We start from the raw sequence: 14,353 nt of genomic DNA, 5'->3' as shown, positions 1-14,353 counted from the left end.
GCTCGTCTAGGTCGATCAGCGGGCGGGGTGCCGCTGGCTAGGGTGGGCGCATGCGTACGTGGGATTTTTACCTCTCGGGTCAGGAGGTGGTATCGAACGCTTGGGGCTCGGAGGTGACTCAGCAGTCCGCGCTCGACGTGAATCTCCTCGAGGGGCTCCTGCGCGGACCGAACCCGGAGCACGGCGATGTGGAGATCGCGGTGCCTCTCGCCCGGGTCGTGCACGAAGAGTACGAGGCCCACGGCACCCATGGCTCACCGCTCAGCAATGACGACTCACGCTTACTCGTCCGCGCGTTGAAGGCGGTCCTCGCGCGCCTTGGCATCGACACCTTCGATCCACCGTTCCGTGACTTCGAGACGTTCCGCAAGTATTGGCAGGCGAACGATGGGTACGGCAGCTGGCAGGCCAGGCGCAGCATGCTCAATGAGCAGTTCGATGCACTCCACGAGATGCTCGACGAGCGTGAGACCGACTCGCTCGCCGGCGCACTGGCCGATCCCATTTCGCCGCGAAAGGCCACCGGATGGCAGCGCGTCGATGGGGAGCTGAACGAGATGCGGCGACACTTCCGGGCAGCTCGGACGGAGCAGGACTACTCGAACGTCGGGAACGACGCGGTGGCCGCCCTCGAAGCGCTTTCCGCGGCCTCCTACGAGCACGCACGGCACGGTGAGCCTGGCGTCGATGAGCCGCCGATCCCCAGCACGAAGGCCCGCCTTGGTCGAGTGGTTGAGGTCGAACTACCTGGGTCCGAGAACGCCGAGCTGCGCAAAGTCGTTCGTGCGGCCATCGAGCTCGCGCAGGCCATGAAGCACCGCCGGAACGGCGATCGGCGCTCGGCAGGCATGGCCGCAGACGCGGTGTTACTCGTCGTGAATCTGGTCCGACGACTTCGGTGACCTGCGACCCGGCCCTCGTCGCGATGACGGATTCCCGTACGGAACGCGCTAAGCCCACCGCCGATCGGCCCAGGGAGCAGGCTTCACGCCTGCCGGCACGGCGAGGCTGAGACCTCGCAGGGTGAGGAAATGACTGCACAATTTAGAATTAGCTTTTTTACTATTCCGAGTTGAGGAGAGATTATTGATAGGGCACAAATAATGAAAGATGATAAGTTATTTTCGAGAAGAATTCCGAAGTCGGGCAATGGGGCTCGAGTGATTGCATGGATCGTTAACCCGGTTATATGCGCCGCTTTTCTCGGAATAGTCGGGCCGAATTGGAACTGGTCGCTTACAGATTTAATTGTTCTGTGCGCACTTCTAGTCACTATTGTTTTAGCGGTGCGGGCAAGACTGTTCGGAGTCTATGTGAGTCAAAACTCTGTCGTAATACGCTCCTGGTTTCGCTCTCATACTCTGGCCCGAGAATCAATTCTCTTCTTTAGCGAATCGCCCTACGCGGGCTTCATATCTGGCGGGTCAAACTTCCTTCCCGGGGATACTTCACCTCTGCGGATGTTGTTCTGTTCATTCTTCACAAACAGCACGCCAAGACTTGTGCAATATCCGGTAACGCTCTCGACAAGAAGAGGGGCGGACCGCTTAGGAAGCGATATTTTCGATGCAACCCGGATCGATTACATCAGCGACCGCGAGCACTTCAGCGACAAACCGGACCACTAACACTTCCGATTGAAGCTCCTCCGGGGGACCCAGTGCGCCGCCGGCGATCTGGATCCGGCCACGCTCTTCCCCGCGCCGGCGTTCCGCTGAGCGATCCCCCAACGGAACGGGTGCCCTCGCGCTCTCCGCTGCGGCGATGAGGGCCGGTGCTCTGGAGTTCAGGCGAAGTAGGGTGGGCGAAACGCAACGGGGGACGCCATGGGCCACGAACGACCGACCTACAGATTCAAGATCGGTGCGGTCGCGGTCGCACTCATGGCCCTTCCTCTTCTCGCTGGGTGTGCGCAGCAGGACACCAGCATCTACGACGACCCGACCGTGTACTCGGACTACGACAGGGCGCAGCAGGAGCAAGACGCACTTCCCTCGCTCGAGAACCTCGGCGACAAGCTCGATCCCGACTCGATCCGGTTCGCCGGCTCGGTCGAGGGCCTCGACTTCTACTTGGCCCTACCTCGCGAGGGAGCCGGACACTGCGTCATCGTCAACGAGGGCGACGAGCCGGTGAGTGGCTGCGGCGAGAAGCTGTCGAAGCAGAACGACTGGACGGTACAGATCCACCCTGACGACGCCGTACCGGGCGACGCCACCGGCGATGGCTGGACCCAGCTCGGCAAGAACCTGTCGGTCCGCGCAAGCTGACAGCGGGAGCACGCTCTCCCTTGATCCGCGGCACGCGGCGGAGAGCAGCGGCCCGACCGCATAGCGACCCGCTGAACGATCCCCATACGGGACGCAGGATTAGCTGAACTCGGCGCTGCTCAAGATCTGCGGACGAGCGTCGGAAGAACGCTGTGGTCGACGGTCTCGACGACAGCTGCGGTGACGACGGGCCCGACGGTGAAGCGGCGGGGTGGCGGATAGTTTCGCCGAGAAGGCGCCCGCGCAGCTCCACGAGGAGCGCGACGATCCGGGTTCGCTTCTCAGGTCGCCGCCCCTACTCCTCGGGGGGCCTGAAGACGCGGCCAGCCGGGGTCGTGAGACGCATGACGACGGCGGCTCGTGCCCCACATCTCCCGCATTACGGGTCCATGTAGCCTCTGCGCGCATCGAGGCCCTTTTGTATACCACCGCCAGCGAACGTTTCGAGGTGTATGCCCTTCTGCGCGGTCACTACAGCTCAGAGGGAGGTTGTAGCATCGTGGAAACCTGCCCGAAACGTTATTTGGGATACAAAAGAGGAGTCCTCGCGGTGACCATCACTCTGGAGCCGCTTTCCCCCTCGCCCTGCTGGGAGCTACACATGTCTGCTGTATCCCGCACCACCGCTCCGCCCGCTTCAGGCCACACGGTCGCCTCCGTCCTCGACTCCATCGGCTTCACCCGCGCGCAGTTCTGGATCTTCCTACTGATCCTCGCCGGGGAGTTCTTCAACACCCTCGAGCAGAACTCGGTGGGTGCCATGGGCAGCCACATCAAGGAGACGCTGCAGATCGGCGACGTCCAGCTCACGACGATCAACACCGCCACGGTCATCGGCGGACTGATCGGCCGCGTGCTGGCCGGCTACCTCGCCGACCGCTACGGCCGCCGCTTCTCGCTCAGCCTCAACCTGCTGATCTACACGCTCGGCGGCCTGCTCAGCGCCGTCGCGATGAACTACGAGATGCTGCTCGTCAGCCGCCTGATCGTCGGCATCGGCATCGGCGGCGAGTTCATGATCGGCCTGGTCATGCTCTCCGAGATGGTCTCCACCCGCTTCCGCGGCACCGCGATCGGCGCCGTCAACGTCGGCGCCGGGGGCCTGGGCAACTTCCTCTCCTACGGCCTGTTCCTGCTGCTGCTCGGCCCGCTGGAGACCCCGCTCGGCGGCCCCGACTCCGTGTGGCGCTGGTCGTTCGTGATCCTCGCCGTCCCCGCGCTGCTGGTCGTCTTCTACCGCCGCAAGCTGCCGGAGACGCCGCGCTGGCTGCTCTCGCAGGGCCGCACGGAGGAGGCGAACCGCTCGCTCGCGATCCTCGCCTCGAACTCGCTCACCCCCACCGCCGCCCGTCCGCCCGTCGAGCTCTCGCCGGACGACCTGCCGCCCGTGAAGATGTCGGCCTCGCCCGCCGCGGTGTTCAGCCGCCCGGTGATCCGCCGCACCGCCGCCCTTGGCGTCGCGTCCTGGATGGCCTTCGGCTCGCAGGTCACGCTGAACTTCCTGATGCCGACCCTGCTGGTCGAGCGCGGCTACTCCGTCTCGGAGAGCCTGCTCTACACGATGATCATGAACATCGGCTCGCTCCTCGGAGCGACCACCGCAGCCCTGATCGCCGGTCGCGTCGGCCGTCGCACCGCCGTCGGCGCCGCCGGAGTCCTCGGCTGCCTCACCGCGCTCGCCTTCGCCGGCTTCGGGAACGGCACCGCTGCGATCCTCGTGCTCGGCGCCCTCTTCCAGTTCTTCACGATGGTCACCAACACGACCCTCGCCACCTGGACCGCCGAGATCTTCCCGACCGCGATCCGCGCCTCCGGAGCCTCGATCGTCAACGGCATCGGCAACATCGCCGGAGCGGTCATGCCGTTCCTCGCGGTCGCGCTCTACGGCTCGTTCGCCTTCGCCGGCGTCTTCGGCCTCGCCGCCGTGATGTACGCGGTGCTCGTCGTCGCCTCCCGCTTCGCCCCGGAGACCCGGGGTCGCTCGCTCGAGGACGTCAACGAGAACGCGATCGCCGCCGCCCACTGACCCACCCCGCCCCCTGGCGCTCCGGCACCGTTGGGCGCAACCATCCACCGGACAGCACCACAAGGAGCACCATGGACACCCTCACCGTCTCGGCCACCGCCAACGGACTGAACTACCTCCCCGAGTACGTCGCCGACGTCGGCGGCCTGTTCGCCGAGCGCGGCCTCGCCGTCACCGCCACCGCCTGCGACCCCTGGACCGGCGTCCTCGACGACCTCGACTCCGGCGCCGCCGACCTCGCCCTCGGCGGGCTCTGGGTGCCCGGGATGTACGCCGGAACGAGCCGCGAGCTGATCGTCGTCGGCCAGCTCAACCACCGCTTCCCGATGACGATCGTGGCCCGCGACGGCTCCGGACCGGTCGGGCTGGACTGGCTGGCCGGCAAGGTCGTGCTCGCCCCGGGCGCCGGCGGCAGCGCGCCGTTCGAGTTCACCGCGGGCCTGATCCGCGAGGCCGGGCTCGACGTCTCCGCCACCCGCTGGGCGCGCGACCTGTCCACGGCGATGATGCTGGAGCTCTACCGCGACGGCCTCGGCGACGCGATCGTGCTCGACCTGCTCTCGGCGAAGGAGCTCGTCGCGGCCGGCGGCGGGCAGATCGTCTTCCGCCACCTCGACGCGGGCGTGATGCCCAACAGCGTCTACTACACCCGCACCGAGCGGGTCGAGGAGCTCGCCGACCGCACCGAGCGCTTCGTCGACGCGATCGAGACGGCGATGCAGAGGATCACCGCGGGTGAGGCCGGCGCCGAGATCGACGCGGTGCTCGCCGCGCGCTGGCCCGACCGCGACTCGGCGCTCCTGCACGAGGCCGCCGACGAGATGGCCGCCGGCGGGGTCTGGGACACGACCGTGATCGACGAGGCCGCCTCCGACCGCTGGATGCGGATCCTCGCCGAGGCCGGCCTCGTCACCCGCGCCCCCTCGCTCGCCGAGCTGACCGGCCGCGCGACGGTCGGCGCGCGCTGATGACGCTCGTCCTCGCCTCCGAGCAGATCGCCGGGCTGCTCCCCGACGTCGACGTGCTCGGCGCGGTCGAGCAGGTGTTCGCGGACCTCGGCTCCGGGGCGCTGCACCAGGGCGCGCCGACGGCCCTCGCGGGCGAGGACGACGGGCTGATCCTCCCGATGGCGGTCCGCTCCGATGCCCTGGGCCTGGCCGCCGTGAAGCTGATGGCGGACCTACCCGGAAACGCAGCGCGCGGGCTGCCGACGCAGCGCTCGACCATCCTGGTCACCTCGCTGCTCACCGGGGAGTGCGTGGCCGTCCTGGACGGCGCGCTGATCACCCGGGCGCGCACCGCCGCCGCCTCCGCGGTCGCCACCCGGCACCTCGCCCGGGCGGACAGCCGGGTGCTCGGGCTGATCGGCGCCGGCAACCTCGCCGTCGCGCACGTCCGCGCGCTGCAGGCGGTGCGCGACCTGGACGAGATCGTGGTCTGGTCGCGGTCGGACGCGACGCTCGACCGGTTCGAGGAGGCGGTCGGGCACCCCGTGACCCGCGCCGCGGATCCGCGGGCCGTCGCCGAGTGCTCCGACGTGCTCTGCACGCTGACGCCGTCGGTCGAGCCGATCGTGCACGGGGCCTGGCTGCACGCCGGCCAGCACGTGAACGCCGTGGGCGCCCGTCCGCGGCCGGAGCACCGCGAGCTCGACTCCGCGGCGATGGCGCTCGGCACGCTCGTCGTCGACAGCGCGGCCACCGCGCGGGCGAAGTCCGGAGACCTCGTCCTCGCGATCGCGGAGGGCGCCCTCGACGCGGCGGCCGGGCTGCTCGAGCTCGGCGACGTCGTGGCCGGCACCGCTCCCGGCCGCACCCGGGACGACGAGATCACCGTGTTCGACTCCGTCGGCCTCGCCGCGCAGGACCTCGCGGTCGCCGCCGCGCTGATCGATCTGGCGCGGCTGCGGGACGCGGGCAGCGAGATCCGCCTGTCCGGCGTCCCCGCGGCGGCGGGCCGCTGATGCGCATCGCCGTCGTCAACTGCAACACGACCGAGTCGATGACCGAGACGGCCGCCGCCCGCGCCCGGCTCGCCGTCGGGCCGGGCACCGAGATCGTCGCGATCACGCCGAGCTGGGGCGTCGCCTCGGCCGAGGGCTGGTACGACAGCTTCCTCAGCGCCGCGGCCGTCCTGCACACCCTGGAGCGGCTGCCGGCCGGCATCGACGGCGTCGTGATGGCCGGCTTCGGCGAGCACGGCCGCGAGGGCGCGCGCGAGCTGCTCGACGTGCCCGTCGTCGACATCACGGAGGCGTCCGCGCACCTCGCGATGCTGCTCGGCCGCCGCTACGGAGTGGTCACCACGGTCCGCCGCGCGGTCGGCCAGATCGAGGACAGCCTCACCACCGCCGGCCTGATCGCGCACTGCGCCGCGATCGAGGACACCGGCCTCGGCGTGCTCGAGCTGGAGGAGGATCCGCAGGCGACCCTCGACGCCTTCGTCGCGGCGGGCGAGCGCGCGATCGCCCGCGGCGCCGAGGTGATCTGCCTCGGCTGCGCGGGGATGGCGGGGCTCGAGGAGCACTTCGGCGCGCGGCTGCCCGTGCCGGTGGTCGACGGGGTCGCGGCGGCGGCCGCGCTCGTCGAGACGCTCGTCCGGCAGCAGCTCGGCACCAGCCGGATCGACAGCTACGCCCGCCCGCTGCCGAAGGAGCGCAGCTGGCCCGGCGGCTGAGCGCGGGGCCGAGCGCGGTGGCCGGCGGACCGCACAGGCGGGGCCGAGCGTGTTGAATGGTCGCACCGGCGTCGCGAGGAGGACCGTCATGACACTCGCCAGCACCGAGGAGTCGCTCGCCAGCCAGACCTACCGGACGCTGCGCCGGCAGATCATCCTCGGCCAGCACTCGCAGGGATCGCGACTGGTCGAGGCCTCACTGGCCGCCGAGCTGCACGTCTCACGACTGCCGGTGCGCGAGGCCGTGCCGCAGCTGGCCAACGAGGGCTTCGTGCGGATGCTCCCACGCCGCTCCACCCGCGTCGCCCAGTGGAGCATCGAGGACGTCGTCGAACTCTTCGACGTCCGACTCAGCCTCGAGACCCTCGCCGCGCGGCTGGCCGCACAGGCCGTCGCCGCCGGTGCGTCACTGCAACCGCTGCTCGACGCGATCGACGCGGAGCACCGTGCCCTCGACAGCGAGGACTGGCTCGAGGTCGCCGAGACCTCGACCGTCGTGCACGAGGCAATCGTCGAAGTCGCCGGCAGCGCCCTGCTCTCCTCGCTGATGCGCGCCGTCACTGGGCGGATGACGTGGCTGTTCTACCTCACCAGCGCACGCGACCAGCGCCAGCAGTCCGACGAGCACCACGGCCTCCTCGACGCGATCCGCGCCGGCAACGACCGCCTCGCCGAGTCGATCGCCTTCACCCACATCGAGAAGGGCCGGGCGCCCTCCCTCGCGATGATCGCCGGACAGTAGCCGCCAATGTGAGGCGGTGCCCCTGCGACCGGTAAACCATCCCTTTGCGGAACACCTGCTCGTGTAGTCGTGCCGTGTGCTGCTCAACCGACGATCACGGCGGTACGCAGAGCCGGAACCCAGCTGGTGACGGCGCCGACGACACCCGAGCCGAGCATCAGCCACTGCCATCGAGCGCGAGAGGGCGTGCCGAGACGCATCGCTACGACCAGGAGAACGAGGGTTGCGAGGGCGACAGAGAACAGCGCCGGCCACGCGACACGGAACGCCGTGCACTGAGGCGGAAGGGACACCGGCGAGATCGGTCACAGTAGCGATCAGATCGAGCAGCGCCGCCTCGTCGTTGGCGACGCGGGCGGAGTGGAGCTTGGCGCCGGCTGCGTCGATGACGACGCAGTGATGGTGCCCCTTCCCCGCATCGATTCCGGCCCAAATCTGCGGCATGGCCGCTCCCTTCACTTCCCTCGTGGCGGTGATGGTCACGCCGACGTTTCCTTACGCAGCGATCTGTTCGCTTCTCTCAATTAGCGGTCGAACCATCGGGTGGACGGCGGGCGGCCATTCTTCACAAGCCGTCGCAGCGGCGATAACAGGGAAGCCATACCTGCCGTCCTCGGACGATCGACACACTACGACTGTGCCGAAACCGCCCGAGCAACAAGGTAAGGAAAACGGGTAATCCGGCCGCGTAGCGGCTCCCGCCGGCGGTGCTCCGTCACCGCTGCGCGTGCGGAGCTCGCGCCCCGCCGGAGAAACGACGTCGGTAGGCTTCGGGCAGGTGACGCTTGATCACCCCGAACGGGAGAACGACATGAACGCCGTGATCTACCGCATTCGCTCCATCGCCGCATCGCTCCGCGCGAAGTTCACCACAGCGCCGACGGCGCTGCCGAAGGATCCGTTCGGGGAGCCGCCCCGCGAGGCTCACGACCCGCACTCGTATCAGGAAGAGTCGTGGAAGGCACCTGCGCCCTCCACGATCAACTTCCACTAAAGCCATGCTCCCCGGGGGACCCTTCTATGGCTTCGAGTCAAGACCCAACACGCGATGAAGCGGTCGGTCGTCGTCTCGGCCTGAGACCCCACGGCGCCGGTCAGGGAGTCGACGGGGTCCCGGTGGATACTGGACGCCGCAGCGGGCCCGAGGGGCCGCGTGTTTGAAGCGAGGTCGTAGGACATGCCACAAGACAAGAACCTTCCCCCGTTCTTGAAGTACGCCAACAGGGTGATCGTGTTCCTCAACAACATCGGCATCACCACCGGTCCTCCGCATGTTCTGACCGTGGTCGGCCGGGTCTCCGGCGAGCCGCGGTCCACACCCGTCTCGATCGTGGTCGTGGACGGGGCTCGGTACGTGGTCGCCGGGCAGAAGATGTCCTGGGTCAAGAACGTGAGGGCTGCCGGCCGTGGCGAGATCCAGCGCGGCCGACGACGAGAGGCCGTGAATTTCACCGAGATGACCCTCGAACAGCGCGGCCCGATCCTCAGCGCGTACTGGCATCAGCACAGCCAGGGCCGAAAAGTCGCCGCTCAGATCTTCGAAGTCGGCCCGGAGTCGACCGCTGCCGATTTCGCAGCGGCCGCGCCGCGCTGCGCAGTGTTCCGCTTAGATGATCAGGACTCCACGACCCTCGCGTAAGACTCGTCACCCCTGACGCCCCGTAGACGGTCGAACAGGCGCCCTCGTATCGTGCTCGGCGTCGACTCACACGGCTACGTGCCCAACACCATGCGGACCTGTAGCGCCTTGAATAGTTCACGTGCGATGTATCGCTTGACGCTGCGCCTGATCTCGCGGACAGTTCGGCCCTCTGACGTTCGTCGCTCGACGTATGCGCGAGTGCGCGCCTCGGAGACCATCCGTACGCGAGCGATCACGTCGAGCGCGCGATTGAGCTGACGGTCACCGCCACGGTTGAGCCGGTGGCGTGTCGTGTTCCCCGATGACGCCGGAATCGGGTTCACTCCGGCGAGAGCTGCGAACGCAGCCTCGCTCCGCACCCTGCCGGGGTGGGAGTATGCCGCGACTGCCACTGCGGCGGTGACCGGGCCGACGCCGTAGATCTGCTGCAGCCCGGGCGCGAGAAGCTCGACCAGCTCAGCTAACACTTCGCGGTTGTGTCGCATCTGTCGTCCAAGATCGATCACGGTCGAGGCCAACCGGACAGCTTCAGCGCGGATGATGCGCTCAGCCACGTCGGAACGATTAGCGTCCAGATTGGCGAGTTGCTGCACACCGCGATCGGTGAGTGCCCGCCTCGTGTCGAGCCCGAAGTCCGCGGTACGAACCAACGCGTTGAGCTGGTTCCGGGCGCTCGTGCGACGAACTTCCATATCCCGGCGGGCATCAAGCGTCACTCGGAGCGCGTTGCGCAGCCCGTCGGCCTTCGGCCGAGTCAGCGCCTCGAGCTCGATTCCCATCGCCGAGGTCGCGGCAGCGATCGCGTCGATTTCATCAGTCTTGCCGCGGACACGGCTCGACTTCTTCGGCGGCCGCACCTCGCAAAACACGATCTCGTCACGCAGCAGCGCCCGACCCAACGATGCACCGTAGGAGCCCGTACCCTCCATCGCGAACAGAACCGACCCGCCCGCGATGCCTCGCACCCAGGCGATCGCTCTGTCGATCGCCGCCGCCGTCACCGCGAATGCTTTCGTTCCGAGGATCTCGCCGGTCTTAGTGGCGACGATCGCGTAGGTGTGTGTGCGGGGGTGGGTGTCGACTCCGACGACGTGGTCGTAGTGGCGGGCGACGATCATGTGGCCTCTTCTCCTCAGGGGTTCATCCAGGTGGGATGCGCCGCGGAGGCATCTCTCTAACGAGTCACGCGGCCGAAGTCGCGGACAACCTTCTATCAAGCCATCGCAGCGTCACGCCGGTACTAGCTCGCCCGGACGGACAGGTCCCCAGCAAGACACAGCGGTCAAGAGTGTGATGAGTCACGCCCGAGCGAGCCAGAACCAGCCTGACAGCCAGCACCTAGCCAGCCGAGACCATTAGAGAGTGTGAGGGGATCGCCCCTCGCGGGCCGGCTGGAAGGCCGGCCCTCCCCCACCTGCGACCCCTGCATGTGAGACCGAGATCCGACTGCTGGACGCGGCGGATCTGGGGCACACCGAGATCTGATCGTCGCTGAAGGCCGGGGTCCCGCTCCCGGCCTTCGTCATTTCTGGTCCCCACCCGGAAAGGGGCCGCCGCGGAGGGACATCTGCCCGTTCCTGCACGGATGTTCACGGTAACGTCAGCCGACTCCTCAGCGGCGAGGAGGTCGGCGGGAGCTCGTGCCCCCGCCTGCTGCCGCTCGGGGCACTCAGCGAGGACCGACCCAGAGGACGACCATGCGACGACGACACGCCCTGCTCCCTGGAGCGCTCACCGGACTGCTGCTGGCCTCCGGGCTCGTCGCCGGAGGGCCCGCCGCGGCTCCAGCGGCGGCCGCTCCGGTGGCCCCCGCTCCCGCCGCTCCCGCTCCCGCTCCGGACCGCCCCGTCGCGGCTCCGGACGCCGAGCCCACCGTGATCGAGCCGGAGGCGGACGCGACGACGCAGCAGGCCGCCCTCGCCCTCGACGCCGACTTCGTCGACGTCGAGATCCCGGCGCGCGCCCAGGTGCAGACGCACCGCGTGACGATCGCGCTCGTCGCTCCGCAGGGCACCGTCCCGGGCGGGTACACGACCGCCGACGCCGTCCGCGCCCTCGACCTCGTCGACCGGTTCTACTCCCGCGAGACCAGCGGGGCGATCCGCTTCGAGCTCGACCAGGTCGTCGACTGGCAGGTCGTCGACCAGCCGATCGGCTGCACGAACACGGGCGGACTGCAGGACTGGATCGCGCAGAGGACCGGCTGGCAGCGCGGACCGGGCAAGCACCTGGTCGCCATGGTGCCTGAGGGTGACCCGTGCCCGAACTGGGCCAACGGCGAGCAGTCCGGCGATCCCGATGACGGCGGACGCGCGTTCCAGCCCGGACCGGACGCGTACTTCCTCGCGCACGAGCTCGGCCACAACCTCTCGCTGCCGCACGCCTACAGCGTGAACTGCGCCACGACCCGCGACTACGCCTCCACCCCGCTGCCCGCGGACTGCCGCCGCGAGGAGTACGGCAACCGGACCGACGTGATGGGCGGCGCCTGGTCGTTCCTGCCGCTGTCGTCCCCGTCGCTGGCGCGCCTGGGCACGCTGCCGAACACCCGCCAGCCGGTCTGCGGCGCACCCCGCACCACGACGCTCGACACCCTCGGAGCCGGACCCGCCGGCCGGCGTGCGCTCACCTGGAACGACCCGCAGGACACGGGCATCCGCTACTGGGCGCAGTACAACGACCGCGCCGACACGACGTCCGACGGCGGCGCGTACACGAGTCCCTTCCAGGTGCGCCGCGACGTCTCGGGCGTGCAGATCCTGCGCTCGAACCCGGGCCAGCCGTACGCCGGCGACCTGCTCGAGCGTCCGGGCGACGCGAGCGAGGCGAACGAGTTCGTGCTCGCCGGAGAGAGCGCAGTGCTCAACTCCGGCATGTCCGTGCGGGTCGACCGGATCGACGAGCTCACCCGGACCGCGACGGTCACCGTGACCGTGCCGTGCACCGACTACGTCGGCGACATCGCTCCGCTCGCCTCGTCGACGAGCGCTTCGTACACCTCGCCGTGGACCTCGGTCGGAGCGGTCGCCGACGGCGCCGCCTCGACGATCTGGGGCTCCTGGCCCCGGGTCGGAGAGCAGCACGTCGAGCTGCGCTGGCCGAGCGCCGTGACCGTCGACAGCGCCTCGGTGCTGTTCGCGAGCGACGCGGCCGACGCCGACGGACGCGGGCTGATCCCCGCGCGGTCGTGGCGGGTCGAGCACCTGGTCGGCGACGTCTGGACTCCCGTGAGCGGAGCGGCTCCCGGCCGCGAGCGCGACGTGCTGAACCGCGCGACGTTCGCTCCGGTGACCACGACGGCGCTGCGGCTCGTGTTCACGGCGTGGGGAGCCGGCGAGTACGGCGGGTCCACGGGCGTGGCCGAGATCGAGGTGAACGGCATCGCCCTCGCGGCCTCGGCGGAGGCGCGCGGGACGCTGCAGAGCGTGCCGACCGCGACGACGCGCGACCTCGCGCAGTCCGTGCTGGTGCGCGACTCCTCCGGTCGCGCCCTCGCGGGCCGCTCGGTGGGCTTCGCGATCACCGGGCCGGCGGCCTTCGAGAGCGGAGCGACGACCGCCGCGGTGCTGTCGGGCGCCGACGGCGTCGCCGCGCTCCCCCGGATCCGCACCGGCTCCACCGCCGGCACCGTCTCGATCACCGCGCGCGTCGACGGCGTGACGACGGCGCTGGCCGGAGCGAGCGTTGCGCCCGGCGCCTCCGTCACCGCGAAGGCGACCTCGCGGCTGATCCTCGGGAAGGTCGTCGTCACGGTGACGGCGACGAACACCGGCCGCGCGGCCGCCGATCTGACCGTCGTGACGCCCTACGGCACGGCGTCCTCGGCCGCGGTCGCCCCGGGCGCCACGGTGACCAAGGTGTTCCGCACGGGCAAGAGCTCGATCGCCGCCGGCACCGGCACGGTCACGGCCGTCTCGGGCGCCTCGCGCGCGAGCGTCTCGGTGGTCATCCCGCGCGCGTGACCGGGACGGGGGCTGCCCGCCCGCCAGGACGACTCCGTCCGGGCGGGCGGCTGCTGTTGGCGTCGAGGTGACGCGCCCGGCGACGTGCCGCGGCGGAGTGATCGGGGGACACGATGAGGCGGACGACCGCAGGGATCGCACTGGCAGGAGCACTGCTGCTCGCCCTGACGGGATGCGCGGGCGGAGGCGGGACGGTGGGCGAGGTCCGACTTGTAAGCATGACAACAAGTCAGCGCGGCCCGCTCGTCAGAACAGAGGAGGGAGCTGCCCTGAGGTGAGGATCAGCCGCAGCCCGACCGCGAGAAGAGCGCCCGTCGCGACGACCACTCCGACGATGAGCCGCCGCTCAGCGGCGCTGTCCGCCGCGGCGATCCGGTTCGCTCGGATCGCCTCCTCCTGCTCGATCAGGCGGCGGCTCGTCTTCCGACTCAGCCCCGTCAGCCGCTCGCCGTGCAGGCGCACACGGTCGGCCTCCTGCTGGAGTCGGCCGCTGGACAGGCGCGAGAGCTGATGAGCCGCGCGCGCGGCCCCGGGCCGCTCATCGACACGGCTGCGCTCGATCACGTAGTCACCGCCGGGATGAGGAACGCGATCAGCGCGGCGGCGTGGTCGGTGCCGTCCTCCCGGACGGGGAACCCTCCGAGCACCCACACCCCGGGGAGGGTGAGCGTGTTGCGGACGCCCGCGAGCAGCCGTTCGGTGCTGTAGCTCTCGTGCTCCTCGTAGTAGTTGCGCTCGAACGCGACGATGAGGCCGATCTGCTCGGGCGTCGCGCATCCGGTGTCGGCGTCGATGACCGGTGCGGTGCGGGCGGGGTCCGGGGTGAGGAACGCGATCAGTGCGGCGGCGAGGGCGGAGCTGTCGTCCTCGACGGGCTCGGCGCCCGGCAGGGCGTGGGCGTTGCGGACGGCGGCGAGCATCACGTCGTCGCTGTCGTCGGCGTTCTGGTCCCAGTGAGCGCGCTGGTCGGTGATGATGAGGGCGACCTGATCGGGGGTCGCGAGGCCGGTGTCGGTGTCGGTGCGGTACATGGTC

Annotated in this window: 13 protein-coding genes and 1 pseudogene; 10 read left to right on the top strand and 4 right to left on the bottom strand. The window is 69.5% G+C overall.

What is annotated here, in order from left to right; all coding sequences use genetic code 11:
• The first annotated feature begins 50 nt into the window (after positions 1–50).
• The 7 genes from C5C35_RS00525 (at position 51) to C5C35_RS00495 (ending at position 7,714) form a co-directional block, all read left to right on the top strand.
• Positions 51–902, top strand: coding sequence for a hypothetical protein (locus C5C35_RS00525; RefSeq protein WP_104262281.1), 852 nt, complete (start codon positions 51–53; stop codon positions 900–902).
• A gap of 924 nt (positions 903–1,826) precedes the next feature.
• On the top strand, positions 1,827–2,270 hold the full coding sequence (locus tag C5C35_RS00520; protein WP_104262280.1) for a hypothetical protein: 444 nt from the start codon (positions 1,827–1,829) through the stop codon (positions 2,268–2,270).
• A 601-nt stretch (positions 2,271–2,871) separates the two neighbouring features.
• A complete protein-coding gene (locus C5C35_RS00515; RefSeq protein WP_104262279.1) occupies positions 2,872–4,296 on the top strand; it encodes an MFS transporter in 1,425 nt (474 codons plus the stop codon).
• Between the two features lie 71 nt (positions 4,297–4,367).
• Positions 4,368–5,264 carry an ABC transporter substrate-binding protein gene (locus C5C35_RS00510; RefSeq protein WP_104262278.1) on the top strand — a complete coding sequence of 299 codons (897 nt, stop codon included), beginning with the start codon at positions 4,368–4,370 and terminating at the stop codon, positions 5,262–5,264.
• On the top strand, positions 5,264–6,259 hold the full coding sequence (locus tag C5C35_RS00505; protein WP_104262277.1) for an ornithine cyclodeaminase family protein: 996 nt from the start codon (positions 5,264–5,266) through the stop codon (positions 6,257–6,259). The genes C5C35_RS00510 and C5C35_RS00505 overlap by 1 nt, the downstream gene beginning before the upstream one ends.
• The gene (locus tag C5C35_RS00500; protein WP_104262276.1) at positions 6,259–6,972 is read left to right on the top strand and encodes an aspartate/glutamate racemase family protein; all 714 of its coding nucleotides are present in this window, start codon (positions 6,259–6,261) and stop codon (positions 6,970–6,972) included. Before C5C35_RS00505 ends, C5C35_RS00500 begins: the two co-directional genes overlap by 1 nt.
• Before the next feature lie 88 nt (positions 6,973–7,060).
• Entirely contained in the window at positions 7,061–7,714 is a 654-nt protein-coding gene (locus tag C5C35_RS00495) for a GntR family transcriptional regulator (RefSeq protein ID WP_104224667.1), read from the top strand.
• 294 nt (positions 7,715–8,008) lie between these two features.
• Here C5C35_RS00495 and C5C35_RS00490 read toward each other — a convergent pair.
• Positions 8,009–8,158 (bottom strand): annotated as a pseudogene (locus tag C5C35_RS00490) (transposase); the annotation flags it as partial.
• A 334-nt stretch (positions 8,159–8,492) separates the two neighbouring features.
• Between C5C35_RS00490 and C5C35_RS00485 the strand changes: the two are divergent.
• Both C5C35_RS00485 and C5C35_RS00480 read left to right on the top strand, forming a co-directional pair.
• A complete protein-coding gene (locus C5C35_RS00485; protein WP_146076862.1) occupies positions 8,493–8,708 on the top strand; it encodes a hypothetical protein in 216 nt (71 codons plus the stop codon).
• 183 nt (positions 8,709–8,891) lie between these two features.
• Positions 8,892–9,353 carry a nitroreductase family deazaflavin-dependent oxidoreductase gene (locus tag C5C35_RS00480; protein ID WP_104262275.1) on the top strand — a complete coding sequence of 154 codons (462 nt, stop codon included), beginning with the start codon at positions 8,892–8,894 and terminating at the stop codon, positions 9,351–9,353.
• Positions 9,354–9,427: 74 nt separating this feature from the next.
• Here the strand turns inward: C5C35_RS00480 and C5C35_RS00475 are convergent, their stop codons facing one another.
• A complete protein-coding gene (locus C5C35_RS00475) occupies positions 9,428–10,474 on the bottom strand; it encodes an IS110 family transposase (RefSeq protein ID WP_104262274.1) in 1,047 nt (348 codons plus the stop codon).
• A gap of 579 nt (positions 10,475–11,053) precedes the next feature.
• Between C5C35_RS00475 and C5C35_RS16835 the strand changes: the two genes are divergently transcribed.
• On the top strand, positions 11,054–13,318 hold the full coding sequence (locus C5C35_RS16835; RefSeq protein ID WP_181027133.1) for an Ig-like domain-containing protein: 2,265 nt from the start codon (positions 11,054–11,056) through the stop codon (positions 13,316–13,318).
• Between the two features lie 246 nt (positions 13,319–13,564).
• On the opposite strand, the gene C5C35_RS00465 is transcribed toward C5C35_RS16835, so the two are convergent.
• Together C5C35_RS00465 and C5C35_RS00460 are read right to left on the bottom strand one after the other, a co-directional pair.
• Positions 13,565–13,882: a hypothetical protein gene (locus C5C35_RS00465; RefSeq protein ID WP_146084543.1), complete on the bottom strand. Its 318-nt coding sequence runs from the start codon at positions 13,880–13,882 to the stop codon at positions 13,565–13,567.
• The gene (locus C5C35_RS00460) at positions 13,879–14,349 is read right to left on the bottom strand and encodes a hypothetical protein (protein ID WP_104223236.1); all 471 of its coding nucleotides are present in this window, start codon (positions 14,347–14,349) and stop codon (positions 13,879–13,881) included. Before C5C35_RS00460 ends, C5C35_RS00465 begins: the two co-directional genes overlap by 4 nt.
• Positions 14,350–14,353: the final 4 nt, after the last annotated feature.

Source organism: Rathayibacter sp. AY1F8 (genome assembly GCF_002932165.1).
Classification (GTDB): Bacteria; Actinomycetota; Actinomycetes; order Actinomycetales; family Microbacteriaceae; genus Rathayibacter.
The sequence above is the reverse complement of the archived record's forward strand: the minus strand, read 5'-3'. Positions and strand labels throughout refer to the sequence as shown.